At 36.2% G+C, this 14499-nt stretch carries 13 protein-coding genes; 11 read left to right on the forward strand and 2 right to left on the reverse strand.

The genetic code is table 11. The features are described from left to right. Positions 1-5 precede the first annotated feature (5 nt). Positions 6-683: an O-methyltransferase gene (locus R8495_RS03810; RefSeq protein WP_317636241.1), complete on the forward strand. Its 678-nt coding sequence runs from the start codon at positions 6-8 to the stop codon at positions 681-683. Here the strand turns inward: R8495_RS03810 and R8495_RS03815 are convergent. Both R8495_RS03815 and R8495_RS03820 read right to left on the reverse strand, forming a co-directional pair. Beyond that, entirely contained in the window at positions 673-2118 is a 1446-nt protein-coding gene (locus tag R8495_RS03815; RefSeq protein WP_317636242.1) for a L,D-transpeptidase family protein, read from the reverse strand. The two genes, R8495_RS03810 and R8495_RS03815, sit on opposite strands and share 11 nt — an antisense overlap. A gap of 116 nt (positions 2119-2234) precedes the next feature. Next, positions 2235-3191 carry an L-lactate dehydrogenase gene (locus R8495_RS03820; protein ID WP_317636243.1) on the reverse strand — a complete coding sequence of 319 codons (957 nt, stop codon included), beginning with the start codon at positions 3189-3191 and terminating at the stop codon, positions 2235-2237. A gap of 110 nt (positions 3192-3301) precedes the next feature. On the opposite strand from R8495_RS03820, the gene pth reads away from it, so the two are divergent. From pth to lysS, 10 genes are read left to right on the forward strand one after another with little or no spacing between them, the layout of a single operon-like run. Further along, a complete protein-coding gene (pth, locus tag R8495_RS03825; protein ID WP_317636244.1) occupies positions 3302-3862 on the forward strand; it encodes an aminoacyl-tRNA hydrolase in 561 nt (186 codons plus the stop codon). 2 nt (positions 3863-3864) lie between these two features. Next, entirely contained in the window at positions 3865-7326 is a 3462-nt protein-coding gene (gene mfd, locus R8495_RS03830) for a transcription-repair coupling factor (RefSeq protein WP_317636245.1), read from the forward strand. Then, a complete protein-coding gene (locus R8495_RS03835; protein ID WP_317636246.1) occupies positions 7316-7564 on the forward strand; it encodes an RNA-binding S4 domain-containing protein in 249 nt (82 codons plus the stop codon). Before mfd ends, R8495_RS03835 begins: the two co-directional genes overlap by 11 nt. A gap of 12 nt (positions 7565-7576) precedes the next feature. Further along, the gene (locus R8495_RS03840) at positions 7577-7894 is read left to right on the forward strand and encodes an FtsB family cell division protein (RefSeq protein WP_317636247.1); all 318 of its coding nucleotides are present in this window, start codon (positions 7577-7579) and stop codon (positions 7892-7894) included. Further along, positions 7894-8463: a tRNA lysidine(34) synthetase TilS gene (gene tilS, locus R8495_RS03845; protein ID WP_317636248.1), complete on the forward strand. Its 570-nt coding sequence runs from the start codon at positions 7894-7896 to the stop codon at positions 8461-8463. The genes R8495_RS03840 and tilS (R8495_RS03845) overlap by 1 nt, the downstream gene beginning before the upstream one ends. An 11-nt stretch (positions 8464-8474) precedes the next feature. Then, positions 8475-9224 (forward strand): tRNA lysidine(34) synthetase TilS, encoded by a 750-nt coding sequence (gene tilS, locus R8495_RS03850; RefSeq protein ID WP_317636249.1) that lies wholly within the window; start codon positions 8475-8477, stop codon positions 9222-9224. A 21-nt stretch (positions 9225-9245) separates the two neighbouring features. After that, positions 9246-9788 carry a hypoxanthine phosphoribosyltransferase gene (gene hpt / locus R8495_RS03855; RefSeq protein ID WP_317636250.1) on the forward strand — a complete coding sequence of 181 codons (543 nt, stop codon included), beginning with the start codon at positions 9246-9248 and terminating at the stop codon, positions 9786-9788. 27 nt (positions 9789-9815) lie between these two features. Then, the gene (ftsH, locus tag R8495_RS03860) at positions 9816-11876 is read left to right on the forward strand and encodes an ATP-dependent zinc metalloprotease FtsH (protein WP_317636251.1); all 2061 of its coding nucleotides are present in this window, start codon (positions 9816-9818) and stop codon (positions 11874-11876) included. Between the two features lie 35 nt (positions 11877-11911). Next, the gene (gene dusB, locus R8495_RS03865) at positions 11912-12910 is read left to right on the forward strand and encodes a tRNA dihydrouridine synthase DusB (RefSeq protein WP_317636580.1); all 999 of its coding nucleotides are present in this window, start codon (positions 11912-11914) and stop codon (positions 12908-12910) included. Then, complete coding sequence (gene lysS, locus R8495_RS03870) at positions 12910-14403, forward strand: lysine--tRNA ligase (RefSeq protein ID WP_317636252.1); 1494 nt, start codon at positions 12910-12912, stop codon at positions 14401-14403. Before dusB ends, lysS begins: the two co-directional genes overlap by 1 nt. The last annotated feature ends 96 nt before the right edge of the window (positions 14404-14499 follow it).

Here is a 14499-nt window from a genome sequence, read left to right on the forward strand (position 1 = left end):
AATAGATGGTAAATGAAATGATGGATCGGCCAATTATCGATCCAGAGATTCAATCGTATCTTAGATCGCATTTAAGTGAGACAAATGACCCTAAATTAATCGAATTACGAAAAGAAGCACAACTAAAGGGGTTGCCGATCATTCCTTTGGAAACTGCTTCTTTTTTACGTCTCTTACTCAAAATTCATCAACCAAAACGAATTTTAGAAATTGGAACAGCGGTTGGCTATTCTGCTATTTTGATGACGCTTGAAAACCCGGTTAAAACACGGATCGTCACAATTGAAAGAAATCCTGTGATGTATCAACAAGCGGTTAAGAATATTCAGAAATTTGGCCTTACTTCTCAAATAAAAATCATTGATGGCGATGCTGCTAATTTTTATGAAAGTTTTGAGTCATCAGAGTTCGATTTAATTTTTCTTGACGGGGCTAAGGCAAAGTATCTTGAACAATTTGAACATTTTTTTCCGAGTTTGAAAAATAATGGTTTGATTTTGATTGATGATATTTTTCAAGGAGGAGACACTTTGAAGCCCGAGGCCAAAATTAAACATCGCAACAAGGGTATTCATCGGCATCTTAATCGGTTACTAGATGAAGTTTTGGCACAAAAAAAATCCATCGCCACACTTTTACCAGTGGGAGATGGACTTTTGGTCGTTCAAAAAACTAATAAATAATTACGGGAGTTCCGATCTTAAGTACAGGGTAATATTTAGCTATTACATCGGGTGGATTATTAATGCATCCGTGACTTCCGTTATTAACATACCAATCACCGCCATATTTTGGCTGCCACGGTGAGTCATGAAGGCCAACACCAGTGTAGTCAATTGGCATCCAGTAAGTTACAGGTGAAGAATAACGACTTCCGTCGTCGTTAAAACCTTTTAAAACGCTTGGACTTTGCTTATTCCAAATTACAAAAGTGCCGGTGGGTGTATCGTTTTTCTTATTGGGTTTACCGGTAACAATATTTGCATCAATAAATAATTTTCCATCAACGTAAACCCACTCATGTTGCTTTGCCTTGCTTACCTCAACGTAAGTATTGCCAATGTTATCGGGATTAGCTTCATCTAAACCCTGACCAATTACGCTTGCAGTAATTTTGGTCGTCGCCCCCTTTAGGAGGGCGTTTTTAAATTGAGCAGTGTCATCGTTTACCTTAATTTGACGGCCGTAAGTTCCACCACTTACTTTGATCATGGCCCCGTCACTAGTTTTAAAATTGCGGGTAATTCCAACAGTAGAATAGTTACCGTTAATATTACTAATGTAGTTATAAATACTTTGAGTATTGAGGTCAACTTGATTATTATCGTAATTAATCCAATTAGTTATATCACTTTTAGGCACCTCAATTGTTGCACTATTGGCAACTTGGTAAGTGATTTTTGTTCCTTGAATTAACTGAATTTGCTTGAAATTTTTCTGCAAAGTAGAATTATTCTCGCGAATTTTCGGTTGCTCATAGTCATCTTTTTCAATCGTAATTTTAGCATTAGCATTATTAATATTGTTTCTGATTTTATTTTCTAGTTTAGCAAAACTGATAGTATTTCCATCGATTTCTTTAACTAGTTTATATTCATCGCCATCGCGAATAATTTTGGCATCAACCGGTGCGCTACGATCTTTACTCAGATTAGTTTTAAGTTTATCCTCAATCCGTTTTAGAGATTCGTTGTTAATTGTCAGTTTAATATCATTGGAATGTTCATCATTATTACTAGCAAAAGCCAGTGTTTTTACGCCCCAAAGTGCAGGATTTTGACGTTTCATTAAATCTTTTAAAAAAGGATGATAATCCTTTTTTAAATCAATTTCCTTGCTCGTAATAGTGTAGACGACCGAGCTATCTTCATAAATCTTAAATTCCATGTTGTCTAATTTGGAATGGAGAAGATCAGCTGCTTCATTTACGTCTTTATTTGAAATATCAACCCCAAAAGCTTGAGTGTTAGGCATAAAATTGTTTTGAAAGTTAAGCGAATATAGCAAATAGAAGGTGCTAACAATAATAATTCCGAAGATCGAAATTAGAAAGAAAGATCCTTTTTTAAATCCTTGTTTTTTCGAATTAACTTTTGGTCGTTGAATTTTTGTTTCCATGTTCTTACCCATAGATCCATTCTAGCATTAAATAAAATTTTTAAAATAGAGAGTAAAACAAAAAAAGCGTTCAATAAAACGGACGCTTTTCAGAAAATAATGAAAATATTTCTTAATTATTCATTAAAAGATTTATCGATTACTTCTTTTAATTGTTCTGCAGAATGATTCATATTTTGCTTTTCGTGATCGTTTAATGGAATTTCTAAGACAGAAGTAATTCCGTTACGGCCAATAACTGCGGGGGTACCAATATAAATATCTTGTAAACCATATTGACCTTCCATGTAGCATGATAATGGCAAGATTGCTTGTTCATCATCAAGAATTGCTTTGGTGATTCGCGCTAAAGTAGTTGCAATTCCGTAGAAAGTTGCGCCTTTTAGTTTAATGATTTTGTATGCTGCATCACGTACATCTTCAAAGATTGTTACTAATTTACTTTCATCAATTTCTGGATGTGCTTTAACCCATTCCGAAATTCTGACGCCACCGATGTTAGCATGTGACCATACAGGGAATTCAGTATCGCCATGTTCACCCATAATGTAAGCATGAACCGAGCGAGCATCAACATGAACCAAATTAGCAACTTCTTGACGAAGTCTTGCTGTATCAAGAGAAGTTCCAGAGCCGATTACTCGTTCTTTTGGGAACCCTGATAATTTATAAGTAGCATAAGTTAAAATGTCTACTGGGTTAGCAGCAACGACAAAAATTCCTTTAAAACCAGATTCAACAATTGGTTCAACAATTGATTTTAAGATTTTTAAATTTTTTGCAACAAGATCTAATCTTGTTTCACCAGGTTTTTGAGGAGCACCAGCAGTGATAACAACAATATCTGCATCTTTACAGTCGCTGTATTCAGCAGAATAAACGTTTTTAGGTGAAGTGTAAGGTAAAGCGTTCGAAAGATCGATTGCATCTCCTTGAGTCTTGTCTTTGAAAACATCGACGATTCCGAGTTCCCTTGCGATTCCTTGTAAAACTAATGCGTAGGCATAGCTAGAACCAACAGCTCCGTCACCTACAAGTATAACTTTCTGACGATCGTTTTTTAAATTTGCCAATACAAATTATCTCCTTTGAAATTGTTTAACAGTGATAGTATAGCATAATTGATTGAAAGATGGAGTGAAAACGAGCAGATCAAAAAATCAATCTGGTTTATAATAAGAGCATGACTAAATTAATTGTAGGCCTAGGAAATCCTGGGAAGAAGTATGATAATACGCGTCATAACGTGGGTTTTATGACGTTAGAATCTTTTTTAGATGAACACGGATTTAACTGGAAAAAAAATGAAAACGATCAACGCTATTCATCATTAAATCTTGATGGTCATCGGTTCATTGCCTTAGAACCTCTAACTTATATGAATGAGTCTGGCCGAGCAGTAAAATATATTTGCGAAAAGTTTTCAATTGAAAGTGAAAATATTTTAGTAATCCATGATGATATGGATCTTGCAACGGGAAAAATTAGAATTAAAGTCGAACATTCTCCTGGCGGACACAACGGAGTTAAGGATATTATGCGAGTTTTAGGAGGAAAGGAATTTGTCAATTTAAAGATTGGAACGGATCACCCGGAAAATGGAAATGTCATTAATTGGGTCTTAGGACGTTTTTCAGTGGATGAATCACCTAAAATTGATGAAGCAATTAAAATTTCTTCAGAAATAATTGCTAGTTTTATTAAAGGTACGACAGTTGATGAACTGATGAATAAATTTAATTAGAAATGAAAATTAACAATAATATTTTTGCTTTTTTGGAAAAAAATGGATTTTTTTCCACCATTGATGAAAGTTTGAAACAAACTGGACGGCATCTTTTCACCGGAGTTCAGGGCTCAATTTCAACCCTGATCCTTAGTCGTGATGTTTTTTTACATGACGATCAAACCTTTGTTTTAGTTCCGACAATGGATGAAGCAAATTCGTTAATGGATGAATTGAGCAACTTTGTTAACAACGATGAGATTTATGTTTTTCCAGCCGAAGAAGTTCTGTTTTCTCAAGATTTGACCTCATCTCCTGAAAATCAAAGGGCCCGAACGTTATTCATGCAGGCTCTTGTTTTAGGACAAAAAGGAGTATTTTTTTTAACTCCAGAAAGTTTAATAAGAACAATAACTGGTCCAACTGATTTTAAAGCCGCTGGCTTTAGTTTAAACTTCAACAGTAAAATTTCTTTGGAAGAGCTTGTTGAAAAGCTTAATCAGGCAGGGTTAAAAAGAGTTGCGCAGGTTGAAAAAATTGGCGAGTACGCAGTGCGCGGGGATATCATTGACTTTTATACTTTTGGTGAAGATCATCCGATTAGGCTGGAACTTTTCGATACAGAAGTTGATTCCATTCGAGCTTTTGATCTTGATACCCAGCGTTCATTAGATCAGATTACAAATGCACAGGTTACGCCAGTAACGGATCGAATTATTAAACAAAAAGATATCGACAACTTTTTGAATTCAAAAGAATCTTCAGAACTCAAAAATTATTTGAAGGAATATTTGAATAGCGAACATCCGTTATTCAATTTTCCTTACTTAGAAAAAATAATTGGCAATCAAACTATTCTTAATTATTTACCAAAGTCAGCTACTTTTTTTATTTTTGAGTATGCTCATATTCTTGATTTGCTGGGTGGAATAGATGATCAACTGGTGCAGCTGAAGGATAATTTGAACCAAGAAAATCACTATTTTAAGTCGGATTTTTGTGAAAGAAGTGTGGTCGATTTAATACGCGGGTTAAAAAACCGTCAAGTATTTTTAGCGAATATAAAACGTGGAATTGGACGAATTTCGTTTAAGTCAGTTCATAATATTATTAGCAGAGCCGCTCCAAATTTTGTTGATCGATTACCAGCGTTTGAAATGTTTTTGGATGAGTCAACTGCCCAAAATAGAACTTTGATTTTGAGTTTGCCAGAAAAATCACAAAGAGAAACGCTCAAAAAAATTGCAGCAGATTTAGATTTAACGGTTGTTGAAGATAATATTGTTGCTCATAAAATTAATTTAGTTAACGATAGTTTCAGTCGGGGCTTTGATTTAATTGATGAAAATATCACATTAATTAGTCAAAATGATCTTTTTACAACTAAGAAAAAAAGACGTCGTCGCAGCAATTTTCTAGATAAGAATTCGCGCAAAATAACTAATTTTTCAGAATTAAAAGTTGGTGATTATTTGGTTCATATTCACCATGGAATTGGGCGTTTTGTCGGAATGACAACTGAAACGCGTGGAGGAGTAAGCCGCGACTACATTACAATTCAATTTGCAGGCAGTGGTAAATTGTATGTGCCGATTAACCAAATTCAATTTATTCAAAAATATCAGTCTGACAATGGAATTGCACCAAAATTAAATAAGCTAGGAAGTGCCGAATGGCGAAAAACTCAGCAAAAAGTTGCAAATAAAATTGACGACATGGCCGATGAACTCATTGAGCGATACGCTGATCGGCAAGCCAAAAAGGGTTTTGCTTTTTCTCCGCGCAGCAGTTATGAAGTTGAATTTGCAGAAGCTTTTCCTTACGTTGAAACTCCCGATCAATCGAGGTCGATTGAAGAAGTTTTATCTGATATGGAGAAAAGTATTCCAATGGATCGATTACTTGTTGGAGATGTAGGATTTGGTAAAACAGAAGTAGCAATGCGGGCAGCATTTAAAGCCGTTTTAGATCATAAACAGGTAGCAGTTTTAGCTCCGACAACGATTTTGGTCGATCAGCACTACAATTCTTTTATTGATCGCTTTCGAAACTTTCCGGTCTCAATCGAGATGATTTCGCGTTTTCGTACAACAAAAGAAATCAAGGAAGTAATTAAAAAGGTCAAGGCTGGTCAGGTCGATATTGTAATTGGGACCCATCGACTTTTATCCAAGGATGTGAGTTTTAGCGATCTAGGATTACTAATAGTCGATGAAGAACAGCGCTTTGGAGTTCGCCATAAAGAGCGATTGAAAGAATTAAAGAGTAACGTTGATGTGCTAACTCTCACGGCGACGCCAATTCCAAGAACACTACAATTGGCGACATTAGGAATTATGGATCTTTCTTTGATTGAAACTCCGCCGCCAGATCGTTATCCAGTTATGACTTATGTCAGTGAATTTAGTATCGATTTAATTAAGGATGCCATTAGACGAGAATTACAACGTAATGGGCAGGTCTTCTATCTACATAATCGCGTAAGTGATATTGAAGGCACTGTCAGCTTTTTGAAAGGACTTTTTAGTGACGCTGAAGTTGGATTTGTTGACGGACAAATGACTGAAACCCAACTTGAAAATACAATGCTTGATTTTATGGAAGGTCGATTTGATATTTTAGTGACGACGACGATTATTGAAATTGGAGTTGATATCGCTAACGCTAATACCATGATTATCGAAAATGCTGATCATTTTGGACTGTCAACTCTTTACCAGTTGCGCGGTCGAATTGGTCGCTCTAACCGGATGGCATATGCTTATTTGACTTATCGAGCTGATCGGTCGATCAGTGAAACCTCGGAAAAACGTTTGAGCGCAATTCGTGATTTTACAGAGCTTGGGTCTGGGTATAAGTTAGCAATGACTGATCTTTCGATTCGAGGGGCCGGGAATATTTTAGGAAAAGAACAACACGGATTTATCAATGCGGTTGGTTTTGATTTGTTTCTCGCGATGTTGACTGATGCAGTTCAACAGAAAATGGGACGAGTTAATCGTTATCAAACAAAATCAGTGGTTGAGCTTGATTGGTCGAATTATATTTCAGATGAATACATCACGGATCGAAGCGAAAAAATCGAAATGTATCAAAGAATTTTACATGCTAAAACTGATCAGGAAGTTGACGAGCTATTGGATGAAATGATTGACCGGTTTGGAGAACCACCGGTAAGTGTTTTGAATTTGCTTAATACCGCAAGAATCAAAATCCAGGCAGATATGGCGGGAATTACTAAAATTACTTCTATTAGAGATCAAATTCGCATTATTTTTAGCTCAGTGATGACAAAAGTTGTCGATCAAAAGGTTTTAGCCAAAATTATTTTTGAAGCTAAGTGGAAAATTAAATTGAGTTTAGATGATCAAAGGTATAACATATTGATAGAAAATTCAAACGATCAAATTACAAGTGCTGAATTTTTAGGCTTTATAACAAAAATTCGAGAATTGGTAGTGGAAAAAGAAAGTGAGACTTGATAAATTTTTAAAAGTAAGTCGTTTGATAAAGCGGCGGACTGTAGCAAAAGAATTAGCTGATGCAGGGAGAATTGAGATCAATGGACGTTCTGCTAAATCGGCAAGCACGGTTAATATTAATGACGAATTAGTAATTCACTATGGAAGTAGAACTATTGCATTAGTTGTGCTCAGTGTTAATGAATTTGCCAATAAAGACCAGAGTAAAGAAATGTACAAAATTCTTTCTGAAAACTAACTGAGGTTAACGTTGAATAAGGAACAAATACTTAAAAAGAAGAAGAGAAGAAAAATTCATCGAAATCGAGTTCTTGCTTTGATGTCAGTTTTTCTATTTATTGTTGGAATTACATTTATCGAAATTAGAGCAAATAATGCCTCTCTTCATGATTCACAAAAACTTTTGCAAGAGAAGACAGCAGCTTTAGATAAAGTAAAAAATAAGAATGAAAACTTGAAAATTACTGTTAAAGAACTTAAAGATAAAGATTATATTAAGAAGTGGATCCGCAGTAAGTATTTTTATTCTAAAGACGGAGAAACTATTTATAACTTTGGTTCGAATTAGTGGTATCTCTTGTTTCGGAATTTAAAAAAACAATTAAAAATGATCACATTTTAGACCCAAAAACTAAGTTTTTGATCGCAGTTTCTGGTGGACTTGATTCAATGTGCCTTTTATCTTTGCTCGGAGAATTAGATCTTAACAGTAAAAATGTTTTTGTGGTATACGTCGACCACCAGCAGCGCCAAGAGAGCGTAATTGAAGAAAATGCGGTTCGTGATCAAGCTCAATTGCAAGGTTATAACTTTTTGAGCCAGAAAATCTTTGTTCAAGAATTAAATAACCTGAGTGAAACTCAACTTAGGAATCTAAGATATAATTCATTAGAAGCTATCGCTGCCGAACTGAAAATTGGGTTAGTTCTTACTGCCCATCATCTGGATGATCAGGCTGAAACGTTTTTAATGCAGATTTTTAGAAGCGGAACCGTGATGGGGGTTAAAGGAATTGATCGTTTTAGCCAACGAAATGGCCTGTCTTTTTACCGACCGTTAATAAATATTTCAAAGAAACAATTGCTTTTATATGCCCAAGAAAAAAAATATTTTTTTTCGAAGACGAAACGAATTTAAGCGACGAAACTATGCGTAATCAAATTCGGCACCACATTTTTAATCATGATTTTTTGACGGATAAAGAGTATCATCATTTTTTAAATTTTTGCAACGAAGTATCTGATTTAAAAAGAGATACATCCAACTACTATGATTTACTAATTGAAAAGTATCAAATCTCTAAGAGATCGATTAGTCTAAATGTCTTCTCAAATTCAATTTCTTATCGTAACTTTATTCGCCATTTTTTAGTTAAGAACGGGATTTTACAGATAAATACCAATTTGGTTGGGGAGTGTAGCAAATTGCTTCACAATCCAAATAAACCACAGGGATTAGTCCAAATTAGCAGCTCATTGATTTTCTTTAAGGAGTACGACCATTTTGGGTTGAAATCAGCTGAACAAAAAGAAACGGGGGTTGTACCAACATTTAAATTTAACCAATGGTTTAAAGTTGGTAACGATGAGTTAGGTATTTTTGAACTACCGTTAGCTGATTCTTATAAATATCAAAAAAAAATTCCAATCGTTTATTCAACCCAAGATCCGCCATTTTGTTGGCGCTATCGAGAGCCAGGTGATCTTATTATGATTGGTGATCATCGAAAAAAATTGCGGCGATTCTTGATTGAAAAGAAAGTGCCAAAATCAAAAAGAGATCGGTTACTGATTTTGGCAAGTGGGTCTAAAGTACTATTTTTAGAAAAATTCGGTTATTCAGGTTTGTTTAATATTAGCAAAACTGATAAAATAACGTCTGTTGTCTTGTTGAGATAATTTATTTAAAGGAAAAAATAAATGGATTCTGATATTGCTGAGATTCTTTTCACTGAAGAAGAAATAGAGCAGAAAAATCGAGAATTAGCTACACAAATTGATCATGACTATAGTGATCGAGATATTGTTGCAATTGGTATTTTAAGAGGCTGCATGTTTTTTATGGCTGATCTCTTGCGATTGCTTAAAGTTAATTTGACGATGGATGTAATGGTAGTTTCTTCTTATGATGAAACGGATACGGTTTCTAGTGGAGAAATTGAAATTCAAAAAGATTTTTCCATTGATGTTAAGAACAAAGATGTTTTAATCGTTGAAGATATTGTTGATACTGGATTGACGTTGTATCATGTTAAAGAGCATCTTAAAAAACGTGGTGCAAAAAGTGTTAAAATCTGTACAATGCTTGATAAGCCATCGAGAAGAAATCTTGATGTCGTAAGCGATTATAATGGGTTTGTTATTCCTAACGAATTTGTTGTAGGTTACGGTTTGGGTTATGCAAACCGTTATCGAAATCTTAAGTATATCGGAATTTTAAAACCAGAAATTTATCAAAATTAAGAAAATGGATCTTAATTGGAGGTTTAGATGAAGAAAAGAGGCAATGGACTATTTGGGAATAGCCTTTTCTACGTTGCCATTGTTATATTTGCTGTTGTCGCGTGGGCTTTGCTCACAAGTGGAGGTAATGGTTCCCGCTCGGAAACAGTTAAGACGACGGATTTTTTGAATTCGCTTGATCGGGGGGATGTTAAGTCATTCTCAATGCAGCCTTCAAACGGGGTTCTTAAAGTAACAGGTGAGTATAAACACGAAAAAACTTCCTCAGGCAATACGCAAACTAGTTTTGGAATGTTAAATAATCGCTCTGTCAAAGTAAAATATTTTCAAACTAGTGTTTTAGGCGACGCTTCGACAATTTCTGAAATTAATAAAATAGCTAAGGATAGTGCAACTAAGGTTGACACGTTGCAGGAATCTCAGTCGGGGGCTTGGCTACAGTATTTACTTTTATTTGGGCCAATTATTTTAATTTTTGTCTTTTTCTACTTGATGATGAATCAATCAGGTCAAGGTGGGGGAACCGGGCGAGTGATGAGTTTTGGTCGCTCGAAGGCAAAACCATCCAGCAAAAAAGATATCAAGGTTCGTTTTTCTGATGTTGCTGGTGAAGAAGAAGAGAAGCAGGAATTAGTCGAGGTTGTTGACTTCTTAAAAGAGCCGAAAAAGTATCAAGAATTAGGTGCGCGAATTCCTTCAGGAGTTTTGCTTGAAGGACCACCAGGTACGGGTAAAACTTTATTGGCTAAGGCAGTTGCTGGTGAAGCAAATGTACCTTTCTTTTCAATTTCTGGTTCGGAGTTCGTTGAAATGTTTGTCGGAGTTGGTGCAAGTCGGGTTCGTGATCTGTTTGAAAAAGCTAAATCAGCTGCTCCGGCGATCATTTTTATCGATGAAATTGATGCAGTTGGTCGTCAGCGGGGAGCAGGTCTTGGTGGTGGTCACGATGAACGTGAACAAACTTTAAACCAATTACTCGTTGAAATGGACGGTTTTGATGGAACCGAGGGCGTGATTGTGATTGCAGCGACTAACCGTTCTGATGTTTTGGATCCCGCTCTTTTACGACCAGGTCGTTTTGATCGAAAAATTTTAGTTGGACGACCTGATATTAAAGGTCGTGAAGCTATCTTAAAGGTTCATGCTCGAAATAAACCGATTGACAAGAATGTTGATTTTAAAGAGATCGCCAAAGAGACTCCAGGATTTGTCGGAGCAGATTTAGAGAATGTTTTAAACGAAGCCGCTTTAATTGCAGCTAGACGAAATAAGAAAGTAATTGACGCTGTTGATCTTGATGAAGCAGAAGATCGAGTTATTGCAGGTGTTGCTAAGAAGAATCGGGTTATTAGTCCTAGACAGCGCCGGATCATTGCTTTCCATGAGTCTGGTCATGCGACAGTTGGACTTGTTTTAAGCAATTCCCAAACTGTTCGGAAGGTAACGATTGTGCCTCGTGGTCAAGCTGGTGGTTATGCAATTATGCTACCTAAAGATGACGATTCATTTATCTTGACTCGTGAAGAGTTAAATGAACAAATTGTCGGTCTTCTCGGCGGTCGTACTTCTGAAGAAATATTCTTCCACGAAGAATCCACTGGTGCGTCGAATGATTTTGAACAGGCAACTAGCATCGCTCATGACATGGTAACCAAGTATGGAATGACCGGTGAGCTAGGCACGGTAGCGCTAGAAAAACAAGGACAACCTTTTATCGGAGCAGACTATGGTCAAGCGCCAGTCTACTCGCAGGAAACTGCTGCTAAAATTGATAAAGAAATTAAAAGAATTATCAATGAGGCACATGAAGAGGCGAGAAAGATCATTTCTGAACATAAAGAGCAAGTCACGCTTATCGCGGAAGCTTTACTGAAGTATGAAACTCTTGATGAAAAAGAAATCTTGTCCTTATATAATGATGGTAAATTGCCAGATGGAGATCAACATCTAAGAGAAGAAGAAGACCAAGCAAAATCATTTGAGGATATTAAAAAAGAAGTAAATTCCGAAGGTGATGAAGCGCCGGTTTCTGAATCAACAGAAAATGGTCCAGGTGACAATCCAGAAGATAATAATTCATTAGATTAAAAAACCAAGTTAGCTTGGCTTTTTTATTAAGGAGAATAACATTGTGGAAAATAGGTAATATTGAAATTCAAAATCAAATAGTTGTGGCTCCAATGGCAGGAATTACCAACACAAGTTTTAGGCTAATTTGTCGAGAGTTTGGAGCCGGTCTAGTTGTTTGCGAGATGATTAGTGATCGAGGAATTATTTACCGTAATGAAAAGACTCTTGGAATGCTTTTAATTGATCCAAATGAACATCCTGTTAGTGTCCAAATTTTTGGCGGAACGAAGGAAACTTTAGTTGAAGCTGCTCAATTTGTCGCAAATAATACCTCGGCTGATATTATTGATATCAATATGGGCTGTCCTGTTAATAAAATTGTTAAAACAGAAGCAGGTGCAAAATGGCTTTTAGATCCTGAAAAAGTATATGAAATGGCTCAAGCTGTTGTCCAGGCAGTGGATAAACCGGTGACTGTTAAAATGCGAACTGGTTGGGATCAAGACCATATTTTAGCAATTGAAAATGCGTTAGCGGCCCAAGAAGCAGGGGTAGGAGCAATTGCTATGCATGGTAGAACTAGGGCTCAAATGTATCGAGGCCATGCTGATTGGGACTTACTAGGTAAAGTTGCAGAAAAAGTTGAAATTCCTTTTGTGGGAAATGGTGACGTTAAAACCCCTCAAGAAGCCAAAACTTTAGTTGATGACTACGGATGCACGGCTGTAATGATCGGTCGAGCGGTGTTGGGAAATCCTTGGTTTCTTAAAAGGACTGATTATTATTTGCGCACAGGTCAGTTACTGCCAGAACCAAGCGTTCATGATAAAATTGAATCAGCGATTACTCAATTAGAACGGTTGTGTGAATTGAAAGGCGAAAAACTAGGAGTTCGAGAATTTCGTCAGTTTGTTCCCTATTATTTAAAAGGGATTAAAAACGTCGTTCGTACGAAGATTGAGATTAATAAGGTTGATGATAAAGATGCAGTGGCAGATCTTTTACGTTCAGTAGAAGGTCACGAATATGCAAGAGAAGGAGCGATGAATTAGTGGCTAAAAAAGATGAAATAAATGACCAGTTACAAGTACGAAGGGAAAAAATGCACGCGTTACGAGATGCTGGAATTGATCCTTTTGGAAATAGATTTGAAAGAAGTGACCGAGCTGAAGACATCCATCAAAAGTATGAAGGTCAAACAAAGGAACAACTTGAAGAAGTTGAAACACGAATAACGGTTGCAGGACGAATTGTTGCAAAACGTGGCAAAGGTAAAGTTGGATTTGCAGATCTTAAAGATCAGACTGGTCGCATTCAAATTTATATTCGTAAGGACGAAGTAGGTCCTGAACAATACCAAATTTTTAAACAGGCCGATCTAGGAGATTTTGTCGGAGTTAATGGCGTTGTTATGAAAACTGATATGGGGGAACTTTCTATCCGTGTAGAAAAATTGACCTTTTTATCTAAAGCATTAAGACCACTGCCAGACAAACATTCAGGCTTGACTAATATTGAACAAAAATACCGTCAGCGCTATTTGGATTTGATTGCAAACCAAGACAGTTTTGATCGACTTTTAAAACGTTCGAAAGTAATTAAAGCAGTCCGTGAATATTTAGATGGATTAGATTTTGTTGAGGTCGAGACCTCGATGCTCCATAACGAAGCAGGTGGAGCAGCAGCTCGGCCGTTTATAACCCACCACAATGCATTAGATACAGATTTTTATTTACGGATTGCTTTGGAGTTGCAACTAAAGAAACTCATTATCGGCGGAATTGATCGTGTTTACGAGTTAGGTCGAGTATTTCGAAACGAAGGAATTGATACCAAACATAATCCTGAGTTTACAATGCTTGAAACATATGCTGCTTATTGGGATCTCTCCGATGTAATGCTCGAAACTGAAAATTTATTACGTTTTGTAGCAAACAAAGTAAATGGTAGTAGTAAGTTAACCTTCCATGGAGATGAAATTGATTTAGGCCCTAAATTTAAAGAAATTACAATGGTGGACGCTGTTAAAGAAGCGACTGGAATTGATTTTTCTGAGAATATTACGACAGATGAAGCAAAGAAGTTGGCAAATGAACACGGAATCCCCGTTCAAGATTTTTGGCAAACCGGACATATTATTAATGAGTTTTTTGATAAGTATGTTGAAGATACGTTAATTCAACCAACTTTCGTTTTAGCGCATCCAATTGAAGTATCTCCTCTAGCGAAAAAAGATCCTAAAGATCCAAGATTTACTCAACGTTTTGAGTTATATTTGGGTAAAGGAGAGTTAGCTAATGCATTTTCCGAACTAAATGATCCAATTGACCAAAGAGAACGTTTTGTTGAACAAGCAAAAGAATCAGCCAGTGGTAATGATGAAGCTCAACAAATCGATGAAGATTTTGTCACAGCGATGGAATACGGAATGCCACCTACTGGCGGGCTTGGAATAGGGGTCGATCGATTGACGATGATAATGACTGATGCTCCAAGTATTAGAGATGTTTTAATGTTTCCAACTCTTAAACCAGAAAAAAAATAAAAAAAATCCTCAAAAAAAGGGGATTTTTTATTTACAAAAGCGAGAAAGCAGGTATAATGATATATATCTTGTTTGAGAGATAACCGATGTTTTTGC

Origin of the sequence: Xylocopilactobacillus apicola, assembly GCF_033095985.1 — a bacterium.
Taxonomy (GTDB): Bacteria; Bacillota; Bacilli; order Lactobacillales; family Lactobacillaceae; genus Xylocopilactobacillus; species Xylocopilactobacillus apicola.